At 40.1% G+C, this 15,477-nt stretch carries 19 protein-coding genes; all 19 read right to left on the bottom strand.

Features of this window, described 5'->3' with window-relative positions; genetic code table 11:
- Positions 1 to 25: 25 nt before the first annotated feature.
- Entirely contained in the window at positions 26 to 1,516 is a 1,491-nt protein-coding gene (locus GKE48_RS06095; protein WP_154300663.1) for an RNA-binding domain-containing protein, read from the bottom strand.
- A 399-nt stretch (positions 1,517 to 1,915) separates the two neighbouring features.
- Entirely contained in the window at positions 1,916 to 2,461 is a 546-nt protein-coding gene (locus GKE48_RS06090; RefSeq protein WP_119212158.1) for a nitroreductase family protein, read from the bottom strand.
- An 85-nt stretch (positions 2,462 to 2,546) separates the two neighbouring features.
- Entirely contained in the window at positions 2,547 to 3,083 is a 537-nt protein-coding gene (locus GKE48_RS06085) for a M48 family metallopeptidase (protein WP_012740541.1), read from the bottom strand.
- Between the two features lie 20 nt (positions 3,084 to 3,103).
- Entirely contained in the window at positions 3,104 to 3,316 is a 213-nt protein-coding gene (locus GKE48_RS06080) for a hypothetical protein (RefSeq protein WP_012740542.1), read from the bottom strand.
- Positions 3,309 to 3,785, bottom strand: a complete 477-nt coding sequence (locus GKE48_RS06075; RefSeq protein ID WP_154300662.1) for a YbaK/EbsC family protein — start codon at positions 3,783 to 3,785, stop codon at positions 3,309 to 3,311. Before GKE48_RS06075 ends, GKE48_RS06080 begins: the two co-directional genes overlap by 8 nt.
- Before the next feature lie 157 nt (positions 3,786 to 3,942).
- Positions 3,943 to 4,065, bottom strand: a complete 123-nt coding sequence (locus GKE48_RS14930; protein WP_012740544.1) for a hypothetical protein — start codon at positions 4,063 to 4,065, stop codon at positions 3,943 to 3,945.
- Between the two features lie 42 nt (positions 4,066 to 4,107).
- Positions 4,108 to 4,548 (bottom strand): Hsp20/alpha crystallin family protein, encoded by a 441-nt coding sequence (locus GKE48_RS06070; RefSeq protein ID WP_012740545.1) that lies wholly within the window; start codon positions 4,546 to 4,548, stop codon positions 4,108 to 4,110.
- 249 nt (positions 4,549 to 4,797) lie between these two features.
- Positions 4,798 to 5,571, bottom strand: a complete 774-nt coding sequence (locus tag GKE48_RS06065) for an arginase family protein (protein ID WP_055214081.1) — start codon at positions 5,569 to 5,571, stop codon at positions 4,798 to 4,800.
- Positions 5,572 to 5,593: 22 nt separating this feature from the next.
- The gene (gene plsX, locus GKE48_RS06060) at positions 5,594 to 6,583 is read right to left on the bottom strand and encodes a phosphate acyltransferase PlsX (RefSeq protein WP_118264714.1); all 990 of its coding nucleotides are present in this window, start codon (positions 6,581 to 6,583) and stop codon (positions 5,594 to 5,596) included.
- 56 nt (positions 6,584 to 6,639) lie between these two features.
- Positions 6,640 to 7,362 (bottom strand): flavodoxin family protein, encoded by a 723-nt coding sequence (locus tag GKE48_RS06055; RefSeq protein ID WP_195616506.1) that lies wholly within the window; start codon positions 7,360 to 7,362, stop codon positions 6,640 to 6,642.
- Positions 7,355 to 8,263 (bottom strand): acetyl-CoA carboxylase carboxyltransferase subunit alpha, encoded by a 909-nt coding sequence (locus GKE48_RS06050; RefSeq protein ID WP_012740549.1) that lies wholly within the window; start codon positions 8,261 to 8,263, stop codon positions 7,355 to 7,357. The genes GKE48_RS06055 and GKE48_RS06050 overlap by 8 nt, the downstream gene beginning before the upstream one ends.
- Positions 8,264 to 8,299: 36 nt before the next feature.
- The gene (locus tag GKE48_RS06045) at positions 8,300 to 9,070 is read right to left on the bottom strand and encodes an acetyl-CoA carboxylase carboxyl transferase subunit beta (RefSeq protein ID WP_012740550.1); all 771 of its coding nucleotides are present in this window, start codon (positions 9,068 to 9,070) and stop codon (positions 8,300 to 8,302) included.
- Between the two features lie 2 nt (positions 9,071 to 9,072).
- The gene (locus GKE48_RS06040; RefSeq protein ID WP_243138455.1) at positions 9,073 to 10,002 is read right to left on the bottom strand and encodes an ACP S-malonyltransferase; all 930 of its coding nucleotides are present in this window, start codon (positions 10,000 to 10,002) and stop codon (positions 9,073 to 9,075) included.
- A 4-nt stretch (positions 10,003 to 10,006) separates the two neighbouring features.
- Positions 10,007 to 10,465: a 3-hydroxyacyl-ACP dehydratase FabZ gene (gene fabZ / locus GKE48_RS06035; protein WP_012740552.1), complete on the bottom strand. Its 459-nt coding sequence runs from the start codon at positions 10,463 to 10,465 to the stop codon at positions 10,007 to 10,009.
- Complete coding sequence (locus tag GKE48_RS06030; protein ID WP_012740553.1) at positions 10,462 to 11,193, bottom strand: SDR family NAD(P)-dependent oxidoreductase; 732 nt, start codon at positions 11,191 to 11,193, stop codon at positions 10,462 to 10,464. The genes fabZ and GKE48_RS06030 overlap by 4 nt, the downstream gene beginning before the upstream one ends.
- Positions 11,194 to 11,256: 63 nt before the next feature.
- Entirely contained in the window at positions 11,257 to 13,650 is a 2,394-nt protein-coding gene (locus tag GKE48_RS06025) for a beta-ketoacyl-[acyl-carrier-protein] synthase family protein (RefSeq protein WP_154300659.1), read from the bottom strand.
- A gap of 22 nt (positions 13,651 to 13,672) precedes the next feature.
- Positions 13,673 to 13,966 (bottom strand): hypothetical protein, encoded by a 294-nt coding sequence (locus GKE48_RS14525; protein ID WP_173016896.1) that lies wholly within the window; start codon positions 13,964 to 13,966, stop codon positions 13,673 to 13,675.
- A 138-nt stretch (positions 13,967 to 14,104) separates the two neighbouring features.
- A complete protein-coding gene (locus GKE48_RS06020) occupies positions 14,105 to 14,380 on the bottom strand; it encodes an acyl carrier protein (RefSeq protein WP_012740555.1) in 276 nt (91 codons plus the stop codon).
- Positions 14,381 to 14,583: 203 nt separating this feature from the next.
- A complete protein-coding gene (locus GKE48_RS06015) occupies positions 14,584 to 15,474 on the bottom strand; it encodes an alpha/beta hydrolase (RefSeq protein ID WP_154300658.1) in 891 nt (296 codons plus the stop codon).
- Positions 15,475 to 15,477 lie beyond the last annotated feature (3 nt).

Raw genomic sequence — 15,477 nt, 5'->3', positions numbered from 1 at the left:
ATGTTAAAAGTAATTACTAATTTTTCTATTTTTTTGTTTTATAAAGAGTATTATTTCTTTCTCCTACTTTTTCTATCAAACCTGCTTTCATCATTTTATCTATTAGCTTTCTTGCTCCAGTTCTGGATTTATAATTACAGATTTCCACTACTTTCTGCATAGAAATACTTCCATTCTCCCCAATGTAAGCAAGTATCTTATCTTCTTTTGGCATAGCTTTTGCAGTATCTGTTTCGCTATTATCCGTTGAATTCCTTATATCTGCTGCCCCCGGAATATATACCACCTGTCCAACTTCGAGTTTTAATGTTACTCTGTCATTACGCTCTGAAAAATCAAATTCCGGCTTTTTCCAGTTTTGTTCTGCCCATGCTGTCATAATCTTATCGACACCACTTCCAGCACGCTCACCAACATTAACAAATCCAAACATTTTTAAAATATTAGGGTTTCGTGGATCACTATTGCCACCCGCATAAAACTCCTCTTTTGTTATCCTGATAGTTCCGGGATTGGAAATGCTAAGTTCCTTTCCATTTTTGACAACAATGATTCCCCGTCTTCCATAATAATTTGCATGTGCCAGTGCATTTGCCAATGCCTCTTCCAACGCATCATGCACATCCACTCTGTCTACCCGGTATCCATCTCTTCTATTGGCAAATGGAACAGCTACTTCATCGTCTATTCTTGTACGCACTTTACAGAAAAAGTCGTATATATTACCGCTCCAATCGCCCTCATTAGAATGTGTACGGAACAGCCAACGCACGGCTTTATCATCACATTCCTCACGATAATCCAGAAAATAATTAGGAAAAACTTCAGTAATATGATAAGCTTCTCCAAAGAATAATAATCCTGCTATCGTTGGCGATAATGTTCCCATCTTATTCTTCGCCGCTGCTCTTAATTTCATAAGGAACTCATCATTTTCAAGTGCATTCCATGGATGTCCACTATGAAGTTGCTCAAATACGATTCGATAGCCCTTTATTGTATCCTGATTCAAAACATCCAATCCAAACTCATCCAATACTTCCACGTCTCCAGATACATCTCTCTGATCTGCAAACATAGCCCTGACTGCCTCTTCAGTACAGAGAAAATCTCCTTCGTAATCTCTTTTATAAGTGCCTTTCATTGGATCAGTTCCAATATAAACCGGCTTATCATGCCTATCTGCTGCCGGTATATCAATTTTAAGTATCTTTTTATCTTCCACCTCTATAACCTGAACATGATGATTCAATAGTATATTTTTTGATATCTTATTTCTATCATTTAGGGTGCTCCAGAAATCCTTCTGATATTTAATAATCTGCTTATCTGTCAATCCCTCAATCGTAAAGGAATCACTATGCTCCCTAATTCCAAGCAGAATAGTGCCTCCATTGGTATTAGCAAAAGATGAATATGTCTCCCATATGCTCTCAGGAAGTCCACCATTAGCCAGCTTGCACTCTCGTTCATGATCTTCGCAAAGGTTCAATTTATTTAATGTTTCCTGCTTCATCTTTTACCCCCTAACACAATTCAAATTGTTCTAAAACTGATATCTGCTCTTTATTATCCCAAACGTGCTATCGAACATTTATTTGTTTTTATTATACACTATTTTTATGTATACACAAACATCAATGTAAATAATATTACAATATATGTACCTATTATGGGATATATAATATTTTTTTACACATAATTAAAAAACGCAGGTTTCCAAGCCACACCAAAACATTTGGTGATGTGCTCATCCTCCTGCGTCATACACATTATACATCCTTTATTGTTTCCCTTAACCTATCTATATTATGCGCTTTTCGCTTAAGAAAAAACAGCCATATAAAATAAAAGCCCAGAGAAGTTTTTTCTTCCCCGAGTTCTTATTTTATTCAGTTTAAGTCATTGATAATCATTATATAAATTTTGCAACAACCTCAAGCTCTTTTCTCTTAGGTCTTTCAGGTGGCTCCTGTCCCCTGTAGCCAACAGCAATAACAGACACAACATTTTCACTGTCTGGAATATTAAGCAATTCTCTTAACGCCTCACCATCTCTAATGCCCATTACCAGAGTATCAAGCCCCAGTTCAGCAGCTTTAAGAAGCAGATTATCATTCTGCAGACCAAGGTCATAATAGCCCCAGCCGTCACCAGCCTCATTAACCGGACTGCCTGTATTCTTATCAAAGCCGACCATTCCCTTTACAAATGTTGTAACTATATATGCGCCTGCTCCTTCCGAATTAGCCTGATTAAATTCCGGAAGACATTTTTCTCTAAGTTCTTTCACCGCATTTTCAGATAATACACAGTAATATCTTGATGTCTGCAGATTCTTCCATGAAGGTGCATATGACGCAGCCTTAATAAGTTCCTCAAGCTGTTCCTTAGTAACCTTACGCTCAGGATTATAATTTCTTATGCTTCTTCTTTTCTCCATTACTGCCTGTAATTCCATATGTATACCTCTTTTCTATGATTATAGTTACTAATGTTTCCGCTCAATCTACACATCATTATCTGCTTATCATAAAATGCCTCCTCTAAGTAAGTTCATATCCCTTTAACTGCTTTCTGTATGTTCTATACTCCGGACAGTATTTTTCAACCTCCGCCCAGAATTCTGCCGAATGATTCATATGCCTTCTGTGCGAAAGCTCATGCACGATTACATAATCCATCAGCTCCTGCGGCATATAATACAACTGGTAGTTGAAATTCACATTGCCTTTAGAACTACAGCTTCCCCACCTTGTTTTCTGGTTACGGATAGTTATTCTTCCAACGCTCACATTCATTATATCACAGTAATACTGTACTCTCTTTTCAAATGTATCCTTTATATTATCAAGTTCCTGATTCGACAGACATTCAATACCCGGCGCACCTGTACCGTGTCTGTTATCTGATTTCTGTCTGACAAAATCCAGTTTCTTCCTGATCCATTCATCATGTTCTTCTATAAATCGGTTAATCGCTGCTGATGACATTCGCAATGGAGTTCTTACTATCACTTTCCCATCTGCGTGAACCTCTATTCCTATTGTTCTTCTTCTGGATTTTATTACCTGTATGTTCATGATTCTACCTTGTAAATGCTTTATCTTCCCACAACCTTCTTAAGATATTCATTTTTCAGCTTATTCTGCTCTTCAAGCCTCTTATTTTCATCTTTTAAATGCTGTATATATTCCCGTGTCAGTTTAACACCTCCACGAACCGCTATGTCTTCATGCTTTTCCATCTCATCAAGCCACTGGAATAATGACTTTTCCCTGATTTCGTTATATGTGTTATCTTCTCTGTTAAACATTTTCCGCCTCCTTGCACACATCAACCCAGCCCTTAGCCCGTGACACGTCTTCCAACTCAGCAATTGTGAGCTTCACTGCAGAATGGTCGTCGCCTGCTGCCGGATACACAATGTCAAACTGTTTAAGGCTTTCATCAAGATATACATCAATGCCCTCATTAATGCCAAATGGGCAGACTCCACCAGGAGCGTGTCCGATTATATTCTCAACCTCTTCAAATGGTATCATCTTTGCTTTTACATGAAATGTGTCTTTATATTTTCTGTTATCTATCTTCGCAGTTCCTTCTGTGATTATCAATACTGCCTTGTCGCCCTGAAGAAAAGACATTGTCTTGGCTATCCTTCCTGGCTCGACTCCAAGTGCCTCCGCTGCCATTGCAACCGTGGCCGTTGATTCACCAAGCTGTATTACATGCTCTCTGTATCCTGCTTTCTCCAGATATCCAAGTGCTTTTTCTAATGACATATAAACCCTGCCTTCTTTCCACATATTTTTAAACAGTTTCTATAATACCACACACGCGGCTTCCAATGGCATATATTCTTAAAATTTCATATTTAGCAATTGCTGATTAAATAAAAATCCCGCGACAGTCATACAACCGTCACGGGATTAAAATCATTTATTCATATGTGTGTTTCTTATGCTTACCAAAAGCTGCCTGTTCCTCGACACTGTGGTCTGCAACATTCATCTTCTGATGTACTTTCTTTTTCTTTAATGGATGCTTTGGATTCTTATCCATAACAATCGCTCCCTTTCTAATTCAATAATAAATGATTAGTCATTAGCCTTCAATAGCAATGTACTTCTTATTCTCAACTGCTTTAGCTTCTTTCTTAGGAACTGAAAGTCTTAAGATACCATCTTCATACTTAGCCTTGATATCTTCCTGTGTGACACCTTCACCTACATAGAAGCTACGGCTCATAGCACCAGCATATCTTTCCTTACGGATGTATTTACCTTTCTTATCCTTTTCATCCTTATCAAGTCCCTTAGCAGCACTTATTGTAAGGTAACCGTTATCAAGCTGTGCATTAATTTCATCCTTCTTAAATCCTGGAAGATCAATATCAACTTCATAACCTGTATCAGTTTCCTTAACATCAGTCTTCATTACATTATTTGCATGCTTACCATATAAAGCCTTGTCAACTTCAGGAAATCCGAAGTCCATCCAATCATCATTAAATAAATTCTCTCCAAAAATACTAGGCATCAACATAAGTCATTCCTCCTTTAACATATACCATTATCTTGTTACCTTGTTTCTTTGGAACCGGGATGTTTCAGTAACCTCTTGAGGTACTTTCCTTTACTTTCGTACCTCTTTTGGTTCCCTTCCTTTGTTCTTGGCTATGTTATATACCTTTTTATTAGCACTGTCAAGGGGTGAGTGCTAATTTTTTTTATTTTCCAATTATAAAATCCCGCAACCCCAGTATTTACATGGGATTGCGGAATTATAAAATATTTATAAACTATATTTTTTCAGTCGTTTCAAAAGAAAATTATATAATTCTTTATTAAGTTCTCCGTTCTTTTCCTCATCTTCCATATATTCAGGAAGCGGCATATTTGTATCACATTCTCCACATATATCAATACCTAAAACCTTCTGGTTTCTTATAATTATCCCAAGCATATGCTCTAATGTCCCAAGCTTCATATGTCCCTGACTCCAATTGGTTTCACTTATGCTTTCATCAAGAACATCCTTATCAATAGATATGTATACAGGAACTGATAAATCAATCTGGTTTGTTTTAGATTCCATTGCTTCGGCTCTTATCTCCTGTGCTGAATATGTTATAAGTTTATTACTTCTTAACCCAATCGCATTAATATCTTTCTTCTCTGGTCCCACTAGAATAAGCTGGCAAATATACGGATTGTCTTTAATCACCTTTCCTGCCCAGTCTCCGCAGCTTGTTAATCCTTCAATCATAGGTTTTTGCATATCGGTATGGTGATCAAATACAACTAAAGAAAACGGTTCCTTAATTCTGTCAGTCATTATCTTAGTAACATAATGGTAGTTACCCGAATCAAGAAAATGTATTCCATGAATTCCAACAGAATCAACTCTTTCACCTATCTGTTTTTCAGCTTCGTCTGATACATACATATCACATCCTGTAATATCAGTGCAGTCTATCCATGTAAGTGATGTTTTTTCCTTAGCAAATTCATCATCATATACACCTGTGAAATCAAGAATAAAATTGTTGTTTTTCTCTCTTTGCATTATACAATCACCTCAATGTATGTTACTTTTTCTCAAATTCCTCGCTTATCTTCTCCACAAGATTATTCTTTGCAAGTCCATAAGCAATCTTAACTGTATTATACACTGTTTTGTCCGTTGCTGCTCCATGTCCCTTAACAACCGGCTTCTTAACGCCTAGAAGAATTGCTCCGCCTTCATTGTTGTAATCAAACTTTGGCTCAAGTCTGCCAATAAATGCCTCTAGCTGTGCCTTTTGGGTATCAGATGCACCTGCTGCTGCCCTTCTTATATCATCAAACACAACCTTTGCTGTTCCCTCGATTGATTTAAGAAGCACATTCCCTGCAAATCCATCACATACAACAACATCTGCGTTGCCGTCTAACACTTCTTTGCCTTCAATATTACCTGTGAAATTAAAACCACATTTTTCTAAAAGCTCATGAGCTTCCTTAATAACATCACTTCCCTTTCCAGCTTCAATGCCATTAGAAAGTGTTGCAACTGTCGGATTCTCAATTCCGAGTGTCTTCATGTAAGCTACACCGAGTCTTGCAAAATCGACAAAACGGTCTGCCTTGCAGTCAATATTGGCACCGCAGTCAACTATACAGAATGGCTTGTCATTACGGCCATTAAGAACTACTGAAAGTGCCGGTCTTGTCGCATTTAACTTGCCAAGTATAAGGATAGAACTTATAAGCACAACTCCTGTTGCACCACATGTCACGAATCCACCGATATCCTCATTCATGCGGCACATTTTAAGTCCCTTGATTAAGGACGAATCAGTCTTATCGTGGTAAGCGTCAACCGGGTCATCATAATTAGTTATCTCCTGTGTGCAGTCCACTATCTCAAGCTGCGATTCATCATAAGTTACATTGGCAAGGAAATCCTCCAGCTCGGCCTTCCTTCCCATCAGATATACATACAAATCTTTATTCTCACTGATTGCCCTGATTGCACCCAAAACAAGCTCTGTCTGCGGCTTGTCAGCACCAAGCAAATCTACAACTATCTTTATCAAATCTCATCCTCCTTGTTTTACGAAGTAAAATCCGAGTCCATTGACGAGGAGAGGATTTAGCCCTCCTTCTGCTCCCTCCAGAAATTATCAAGCAGATTCTTATACACTGCCTCTGAAAATGGAGCTTTTGACAGCTTCTGCTTTGTCTCCTCTGACAAATGCTTTGTCGCAGCAAACTCTTTTCCAGCCGCCTCATACTTTGACAAATATCTGTCAAGTCTTGAACTTGCACCCAGTTCAATTAATGTCTTTAACTGTGGACATAGAATTGCTGTAAATCCATTTTTACCACATATGCACTCATATTCCTTAAGAAGCGAATCATAGACTGACTCTGACTCCGAATAAGCACATCCCGATATAAGAACCAATTTCTGTCCCGTCTTTGGATTTCTTATGCCGTGAAATGACTCGCCATTTTCAGGTGGCTTCTGTCCCCTGTAAGTACACATCATGCTTAAAAGTCTGTCTGTGAAAAGCTTCATCTGCCCCGGCATGCCAAAAAAATACAACGGATAACTTTCAATTATAATGTCTGCTTCTTCTATTCTTTTCTTAACTGCCGGCATGTCATCATTTTTGATAACACACTCGCCCTCAGTCCTTGCCCAGCATGAAAGACAGCCCATGCATGGAGTAACATTTAAGTCGGAGATATTAATTATCTCCGACTCGTATTCACCACCTTCGCATATTCCCTTTACAAATGCGTTGGTTACCGCCATTGTAGTGCTGGCACTCTTATGTGGACTTCCATTTAAAACTAATATCTTAGCCACGTCCAAATAATCCTCTTCTCTTTCTTGCAGGAGCCTGTGATACACCAAGTAACTGTGCTGCTCCAGGAACCTCTCCTACTGCCTCACTGTATTCGCTGTAACGGCCTATTTTTCTGTATTTCTCATATCTGTCATCAAGAAGCTTATCAACCGGCTTCTTCTCTAACTGCTTTATTTCTTTTGAAAGGTCATCAGCAAGCTTTTTCATAAAATGTGATGTTTCTTTCTCTTCTGAAAAATCTTCCGGTTCTTCAACAACCTTTTCTACGATACCCATTTTATTGAGGTCTGATGCTGTAAGCTTGAGATGTTCTGCTGCCTCTGGCGCTCTCTTAGGATCTTTGAATAGAATACTTGCACATGACTCAGGTGTGATTACTGAATAATATGCATTTTCAAGCATCCATACTTCATCCGCAACAGCAAGTGCAAGTGCGCCGCCGCTCCCGCCTTCACCAATCATTACTGATATAATAGGTGTCTTAACATCTGTAAGCTCATACAGGTTGTTGGCGATTGCCTGTCCCTGTCCTCTTTCTTCTGCGCCCTTACCGCAGTTAGCACCCTGTGTATCAACAAAACAGATAACAGGTCTGTGGAACTTTTCAGCCTGCTTTATAAGTCTTAATGCTTTTCTGTATCCTTCTGGAAGAACGCAGCCAAAATTCCTTAAAAGTCTTTCGTTTAAATCTCTTCCTTTTTCAATTCCGATTACAGTTACAGGCTTTCCGTTAAGTCGTCCGATACCTCCAACAATGGCATGGTCGTCTGCAAAGCATCTGTCACCGTGAAGTTCTACAAAATCAGTTATTGTAGCATTTATATAATCCGATGCGGTTGCTCTGCCGCTCTTTCTTGTACGGCAGATTCTGTCATAAACACTTAAATTCTCGTTTGTCATGATTAATCTTTCTCCTTATATTGCAATGCAATACTGTTATGCACTTACTGTTTCTGCATGTATTGCAAGAATGTTAGCAAGATATGCCCTCTGTTCCTGTCTTGGCACGATATCATCTATAAATCCGTTCTTTAACTGGAACTCTGCGCTCTGGAAATTATCCGGAAGCACTTCACCTGTAACCTGCTCTACTACTCGCTTTCCTGCAAATCCAATCATTGCACCCGGTTCAGATATGATTATATCTCCAAGCATTGCAAAGCTTGCTGTAGCACCGCCCATTGTAGGGTCTGTTGTACATACAACATATAAGAGTCCTGCGTCACTATGTCTCTTGGCTGCTGCTGAAACCTTTGCCATCTGCATAAGTGACAGTGCGCCCTCCTGCATTCTTGCACCACCTGAAACTGTATATCCGATAACTGGAAGTCTGTTCTTTGTAGCATATTCAAAAAGTGCTGTAATTCTGTCCCCAACAACTGTTCCCATAGAACCCATCATGAAGTTAGGCTCCATAATGAATATGCATGTATCATTCCCACCGATAGTTCCTCTGCCGCATACAACGCCCTCTGTCTCACCGCTCTTTTCTCTGGCAGACTCATACTTTTCCTTGTATGATGGAAAATCAATAGGATCTGTAAATTCCTGATCATTAAACATTACATCAAACTTTTCTGTAAGCATCTGAAGTCTGTTCTTTGCCGGCATACGGTTTAGCTTCCCGCATAACGGGCATATGTAGTAATTCTTCTCCAAATCCTCTTTATTGATTTCTTCTTTACATTTGTTACATTTAACTGTCATTATTATTCTCCTGCCTTGATGTTCTCAATTGCCTCATTCAACGCATCAACTGTTGTAACTGTGTACATCTTTGCTTCTGGAAGTGTCTTCTTAACAAATCCTGTAAGTGTCTTTCCTGCTCCTACCTCGATAAATGTGTCTATTCCGTCAGCCCACATATTCTTTAATGTGTCCTCAAACCTTACACTTGAAGAAGCCTGAAGTGCTATTGTTTCTATAATCTGTGCTGTATCCTGTGGATAAGGCTTTCCTGTTCTGTTGGCATATATCTCTGTCTGTGGAGCATTAATTGTCATTGCCTTGAGTGCCTTCTCAAGTTCTTCACTTGCATCCTTCATATAAGGAGTATGGAATGCACCGCTTACTGCAAGCTTAACTGCCCTGCCTCCTTTTTCCTTGATTGCAGCGCAGAATGCGTCTATCTCGTCAGCACTTCCTGCACATGAAATCTGTCCAGGACAATTATAATTAACCGGCCAGATTTCCTTGAATTCCTTACATGTCTCTTCAACAACTTCTGGAGCAAGCTTAAGTGCTGCTGCCATTCCGCCTGCATACTTTGTAGAAAGCTCACCCATCTTGGTTCCTCTGATAACTACCAGTTTAAATGCGTCCTCTATTGATAAAACTCCTGCGTATGCAAGTGCAGGAATCTCTCCAAGTGAAAATCCTGCTACAGCGTCAGCCTTAATTCCGGCATCCTTAAGCGCATTGGCAAATGCAAGGTCTGTAAGGAAAAGTGCCGGCTGTGTATTCTCTGTCTTGGTAAGCTCCTCGCCTTCTCCTTCAAAGCACACCTTAACTGTTCCCGGACGGAGCGACTCCCCCAAATCATATAATTTCTTTGCATCAGAATCTGAATCGTATAGGTCTTTGCCCATTCCTACATACTGCGCACCCTGACCTGAAAATAATACTGCTATTTTTCCCATTAATTTATTCCTCCGTTCCATATATATCCTTACGGTCTACTGTTGTAAATGTCATGCTTCCCTTTGCGTACACATTGCCATCTACCTTAACTACTGCGTCAAATGATGCGAGAACCTTGTTGATTCTTGTAGCTGTAACTGTAATATCAAGTGTATCTCCTGGAATTACAGGCTTTACAAACTTGAATCCGTCTACTTTAAGAAGCACATATAACTTGCCCTCTTCCCTGCTCTTTCCACCGTCATCGATTACAAGTGAACAGAGCTGGGCGCAGCTTTCAATTATAAGTACGCCCGGCATTATAGGTGCGTCAGGAAAATGTCCCATAAAATATGGTTCATTAATTGATACATTTTTAATACCTCTGGCACTTACATTAGGCTCAAGCTCTAACACCTTCTCAATCATCTGGAAAGGTGGGCGCTGTCCTATTCTTTTATTAATCTCAAATATGTTCATCATAATGATAATCCTCCATCAAGCACGATAACCTGACCTGTTACATATGAAAATGCGTCTGAGCAAAGTGATGATACAACATTTGCAACATCTTCTGCCTTTCCTAACTTATGCATTGGGATTGCGTCTAAATACTCTTTCTTCTTCTCTTCTGGAATTGCATCCAACATCTCTGTCTCTATAAATCCCGGTGCTACTGCATTTACACGGATTCCGTAACCTGCAAGCTCCTTAGCCATTGTCTGTGTCATTGAATTAACAGCACCCTTTGTTGCACTGTATACAGACTGTCCCGGAAGTGCGAATTTCGAGCTGACTGATGACATGTTGATGATGACACCGCTCTTCTTTCTGAACATTTTAAGTACTGCCTGCTGTGCGCAGTAGAAGTAACCCTTAACATTTAAGTCCATGCATGTATCAAGTGTATCCTTGTTGAGCATGAGAAGGTACTCATCTCTTACAATTCCTGCGTTGTTTACGAGTACATCTATTCCGCCAAGCTCCTTACTTACATCTTTAACCATCTGCTTAACCTGATTAAGGTCTGAAACATCTGCTTTATATGTTATGGCTGTTCCTCCTGCTGCCACGATTTCATCAAGAACCTTCTGTGCCTGTTCCTCTGAATGGCTGTAATTGATGACTACGGCATATCCGTCTTTTGCCAGACGTATAGCACAAGCCTTTCCAATACCACGGGAAGCTCCTGTAACTAATGCTACTTTCATATCTGTGTGTCCTTTCTTTAAGAAAATGTCAGTTCTTTGTCATGGGCATCTGCCCCTGCTTCATTACTTGCTGAGTACGATTGCTGTGTATGAACCCCCTGCACCATATGCAGCTACAAGTACATTGTTTAACTTAGAAGCTTCAACATTAGTCTTAGAAACGCTTCCGTCTGCTGCAATGCTGTATGCTTCCTGTGAAGGTATCTTTCCAGCAAACATAAGTGCTGCGTGTGCTGCTGCTGTTGTTGCTGCTGCTGCTCTTGACTCACCAAGAACTTCCTTTAATTCCACAACCGGTTTTTCTGCCAGTTTGTCACCAAATACTGCTGTCAATCCCTTGATTTCTACATCATCGACAGCCTTCATTCCGTTTGCGAAACCAAATACTGCATCTATATCATCAATTGTCATTCCTGCGTCTGCTAATGCGTTATTAACTGCATTTGTAAGGCCTGCCTCTGAACCTGTAAGTGTTCCGAACTTAACATTTGAATGAGCCATTCCGTATCCTGCTGCATGGCAGTAGATTCTTGCACCACGCTCCCTGGCTGCCTTCTCATCCTCAATAAGAACTGAAGCACTGCCATCGCTTAATACGAATCCATCATTTCCTGAAAATGGGGTAACGACACTTTCAGATGTAACACCTAACTTACCGAAAAGCTCTGTCATTATGTCGCTGTTCTCATCAGAACCTGTGGCTAACATAGCATTTTCCTGTCCTGAACGGAGTACGCTCATTGCATATGCCATGCTTGCAAGACCAGACTGTGCACCGTTAGTAACTGTTACATTGTAGCCCTTGATTCCTGAGCAGATTGAAAGATATCCGCCTGCTGCATTGTATACAGTGTTAGGAAATTTGAATGCACTTCCTGAAGCATTGCCCTTCTCTGTAATCATACTCTGGAAATCACAGCATGTTCCAAGTGCACCCTCTGACGTTCCCACAATTATTCCAATATCTGTTGCATTATCGTCTGTTACTGCATAATCAGCGTCCTTAAGTGCTTCCATACCTGATACTGCCTGAAGCTGACTGAAATTATCAAGCTTTCTATAGAATGACATCTTAAGTCCAAGTGCATCATAATCTTCCTTGCCGACTGAACTTCTTAAATTAGCTTCTGTCAGAGCTTCGTTTTTTACTGCATTTGCAACATATGTATCTACACCGTTGCCGCTTGGTGTAACCACACCAATACCTGTGATAACAAGGGGCTTCTTCTCTTCCTTAACTGTCACATTTCCAGCCTCTTTGCTAAAGATAATACTTGCGTTATTACCGCCGAATGCAAATGAGTTGTTCATTACGCTTGTAAGTTCTTTTTCATGTGCCTTATTAGGGCAGAAATCTATCTTTCCGGCCTTTTCAGCAAGCTTATCCATATCCTCGTCCTTAAATCCGAGTGTTGGAACTACTGTATTAGTTGTAAGTGCCTTGATTGAAAATACTGCTTCAATTGCTCCTGCTGCACCGAGGCAGTGTCCTGTCATAGCCTTTGTTGAGCTTACTGAAAGATTATTGTTCTCGCCGTCAAATATTGTATGTAATGATAAGAATTCTGCATCATCGTTCTTAGCCGTTCCTGTTCCATGTGCATTAACATATCCGATGTCCGATTTCTTCAATCCCGAATTCTTAATTGCTCTGTTGATAGCTTCCATCTGACCTTCTCCATCCGGTCTTGGAGCTGTGATATGGTGTGCGTCACTGCTGACACCAGCACCTAATACTTCACAATACATTTTTGCATTTCTTGCCTTAGCATGCTCGTAGCTTTCTACTACTACGACACCTGAACCTTCACCAAGTGTAATTCCTGTACATCTGTTGAATGGTGAGCAGCCATCTGCGTCAAGTGCATGAAGTGATAAGAATCCGGCATATGGTACTGCTGCAAATGTGTCTGAACCACCTGCAAGTACTACATCTGCCTTGCCTGCTCTGATAAGCTCGCATGCGTATGCAATACTGATTGTTCCGGCCGCACATGCATTTGCAATATTAGTAACAACGCCGCCTGCATGGCACTGACCTGCAACCTGAGGTGCTATTGATGAGATTGGCATCTTAGTTACATCACTTGCTTTCTTGCCATGCTCATAATAATCAGAAATGCTGACTGCACCACCAACACAGCTTCCAATTATAACCGAAGCTTTAGGGTCTCCTGCAAAATCATCAAGTCCTGCGTCCTTCATTGCCTCGCCTGCTGCCTTGATACAAAGCTGTGCTGAACGGTCAGCATCTTCGCTTCCCTCAAAATCTCCAAGTGTGTCGCACTTAACTTCTGCTGCAAGGTCTGCGTAACAGTCTGTTGTATCAAGTGTTGTTGTTTTATGTATTCCTGAAACCGAATTAATGGCATTATTCCATGCTTCATCTACTGAATTACCGATAGCACATATCATTCCAAGACCTGTAATGACTGCGCGGTTATTATTCTCTGTCATAATTGCTCCTTTATTGTTATTTTCATAATTTCTTATAATACTTTTTTGGGGGTGGAGTGTGTAGTTGTCTTTGTTTTGGACTTTGTGAGGCATGTTCTTGCTTATTATGCCCAATCTTCCAGCTCTGGTGCGTCGGTTTGGACTTTTCAAGTCCTGTTTCTGCTTCTAACGTCCAATCTGCTCGCTCTGGTGCGTCGGTTTGGACTTTCCAAGTCTTGTTTCTGCCCACAACATCCAATCTGTCAATCTCGTCACGCTGTTTTGGACTTTCAGGAATCCAATTCCACCAAAAAGTCCAATCCATCGACTCTAGCATTCCCGTTTGGACTTTGTAAGCAATATTCCAGCCTAAAAGTCCAATCCGTCAGCAACATCCAAGCAATCAACCACAACTTATATCCGTAACTAATACGGGTGCCAGAAAAGTCATCTGACACCCGCCACATTTTATATATTATGCATTTTCTTCGATATACTTAGCGATTGTCTCAATGCTGTAGAAGTGTTCTTTGCCAACACCTGTCATCTGAACACCGAATTCATCATCAACATAAGCAATGATTTCAAGTGAATCAATTGAATCAAGTCCGATTTCACCATCTCCGAAAAGCTGTGTATCAAACTCTAAAACATCTGCGTCAATTCCTAAATTCTCACATAAAAAGTCTTTTAACTTTGGCATAATTTCGTTAGTGCTCATTATAATATTCCATCCTTTTTCTTTAATCATATTGTGCGTCCACTAAAAAAAGCACCTACACATTATATATTTTTTTGTAAAAATTTGGCATAACAAAACCCGTGTAGTGTTCGAAAACGCTACACGGGTTCTATAATTGTACTAATTTCGGACATTTTCGTTAAAGTGTCCAAATATTATCGTCAAAGCATTGAATTATCTACACAGTTCTGCCTCTCAATTCCACAACATTATCAGAACTTCCTAAGATACTCCACCATCATATCAATAACCGCACCGCTCTCTGGCATAAAAGGCTCAAACACACTGAACGCATGTGTAAGCTTTTTATTCTTAGGAAAAACTACAAGTTCATGCTCTCTTTCTGCTCTTGTCAGTGCCTTCTCAAAATCTGTTGTATATCTTCGTAAGAAATCATTATGGCTTGTCACGAGCCAGACTGGTGCAAGTGAGTTCAGCAGCTCCCTGTTTTCAAGATTAACATACTTTGCGAATGGAGTTTTCTTGTAATCCCTGCCATACAGATACTTTGGAAGAAAAAGTCCAATCTTATCAAATCTTGATGTATAGAACATTCCACTTATAAGCCCAAGCGCATTAATGCGAAGTCCTGATGGTGTGACATTTGCTGCCCTCGCTATATTAGTGCTGTTCTGGATGGCATTGGCATATGTGATAAGGCATGCGCCGCCGCTGTCACCTGCCATATATACATGTGACGAATCGCCGCCATCTGCTGCCAGCCTCTCCTTTATATAATCCATTGCCATGAAAACGTCTGCAAGCTGGTCATATATAAGGCAGTCTGGAATCAGCCTGTACTCTATGCTGTATACAAGAAATCCCTTCTTGCAAAGCAGAGCACAGAAATATCTGTTAAACTCCTTATTACCAATAATAAGACCTCCACCATGAACATTAATAATTACAGGAAGAATCTTTTCCTGTGAATCTTCCGGTCTGTATATGTCAAGCATATGTGCTTTAATTCCATCATCAGCATATGCAATGTCAGTACTGCATCTTACTCCTTCCGGAAATGTTAATCCTGCATCTCTTCCTGCACATGAATCTTCAAAATCTTTTCTCTGCCTGTAAAACTGTTTTGTTAAAATATTCCCCATTGA

This window comes from Lachnospira eligens, assembly GCF_009680455.1.
GTDB lineage: Bacteria > Bacillota > Clostridia > Lachnospirales > Lachnospiraceae > Lachnospira > Lachnospira eligens_A.
This window is presented reverse-complemented; position numbering and strand designations above follow the sequence as displayed.

Excerpts from the sequence above, each read along its gene's own strand:
- GKE48_RS06095 (WP_154300663.1), bottom strand. The coding sequence starts at position 1,516 with ATGAAGCAGGAAACATTAAATAAATTGAACCTTTGCGAAGATCATGAA.
- GKE48_RS06090 (WP_119212158.1), bottom strand. The coding sequence starts at position 2,461 with ATGGAATTACAGGCAGTAATGGAGAAAAGAAGAAGCATAAGAAATTAT.
- GKE48_RS06085 (WP_012740541.1), bottom strand. The coding sequence starts at position 3,083 with ATGAACATACAGGTAATAAAATCCAGAAGAAGAACAATAGGAATAGAG.
- GKE48_RS06080 (WP_012740542.1), bottom strand. The coding sequence starts at position 3,316 with ATGTTTAACAGAGAAGATAACACATATAACGAAATCAGGGAAAAGTCA.
- GKE48_RS06075 (WP_154300662.1), bottom strand. The coding sequence starts at position 3,785 with ATGTCATTAGAAAAAGCACTTGGATATCTGGAGAAAGCAGGATACAGA.
- GKE48_RS14930 (WP_012740544.1), bottom strand. The coding sequence starts at position 4,065 with ATGGATAAGAATCCAAAGCATCCATTAAAGAAAAAGAAAGTACATCAG.
- GKE48_RS06070 (WP_012740545.1), bottom strand. The coding sequence starts at position 4,548 with ATGTTGATGCCTAGTATTTTTGGAGAGAATTTATTTAATGATGATTGG.
- GKE48_RS06065 (WP_055214081.1), bottom strand. The coding sequence starts at position 5,571 with ATGCAAAGAGAGAAAAACAACAATTTTATTCTTGATTTCACAGGTGTA.
- GKE48_RS06050 (WP_012740549.1), bottom strand. The coding sequence starts at position 8,263 with ATGACAAACGAGAATTTAAGTGTTTATGACAGAATCTGCCGTACAAGA.
- GKE48_RS06045 (WP_012740550.1), bottom strand. The coding sequence starts at position 9,070 with ATGACAGTTAAATGTAACAAATGTAAAGAAGAAATCAATAAAGAGGAT.
- GKE48_RS06040 (WP_243138455.1), bottom strand. The coding sequence starts at position 10,002 with ATGGGAAAAATAGCAGTATTATTTTCAGGTCAGGGTGCGCAGTATGTA.
- fabZ (WP_012740552.1), bottom strand. The coding sequence starts at position 10,465 with ATGATGAACATATTTGAGATTAATAAAAGAATAGGACAGCGCCCACCT.
- GKE48_RS06030 (WP_012740553.1), bottom strand. The coding sequence starts at position 11,193 with ATGAAAGTAGCATTAGTTACAGGAGCTTCCCGTGGTATTGGAAAGGCT.
- GKE48_RS06025 (WP_154300659.1), bottom strand. The coding sequence starts at position 13,650 with ATGACAGAGAATAATAACCGCGCAGTCATTACAGGTCTTGGAATGATA.
- GKE48_RS14525 (WP_173016896.1), bottom strand. The coding sequence starts at position 13,966 with ATGCTAGAGTCGATGGATTGGACTTTTTGGTGGAATTGGATTCCTGAA.
- GKE48_RS06020 (WP_012740555.1), bottom strand. The coding sequence starts at position 14,380 with ATGATTAAAGAAAAAGGATGGAATATTATAATGAGCACTAACGAAATT.
- GKE48_RS06015 (WP_154300658.1), bottom strand. The coding sequence starts at position 15,474 with ATGGGGAATATTTTAACAAAACAGTTTTACAGGCAGAGAAAAGATTTT.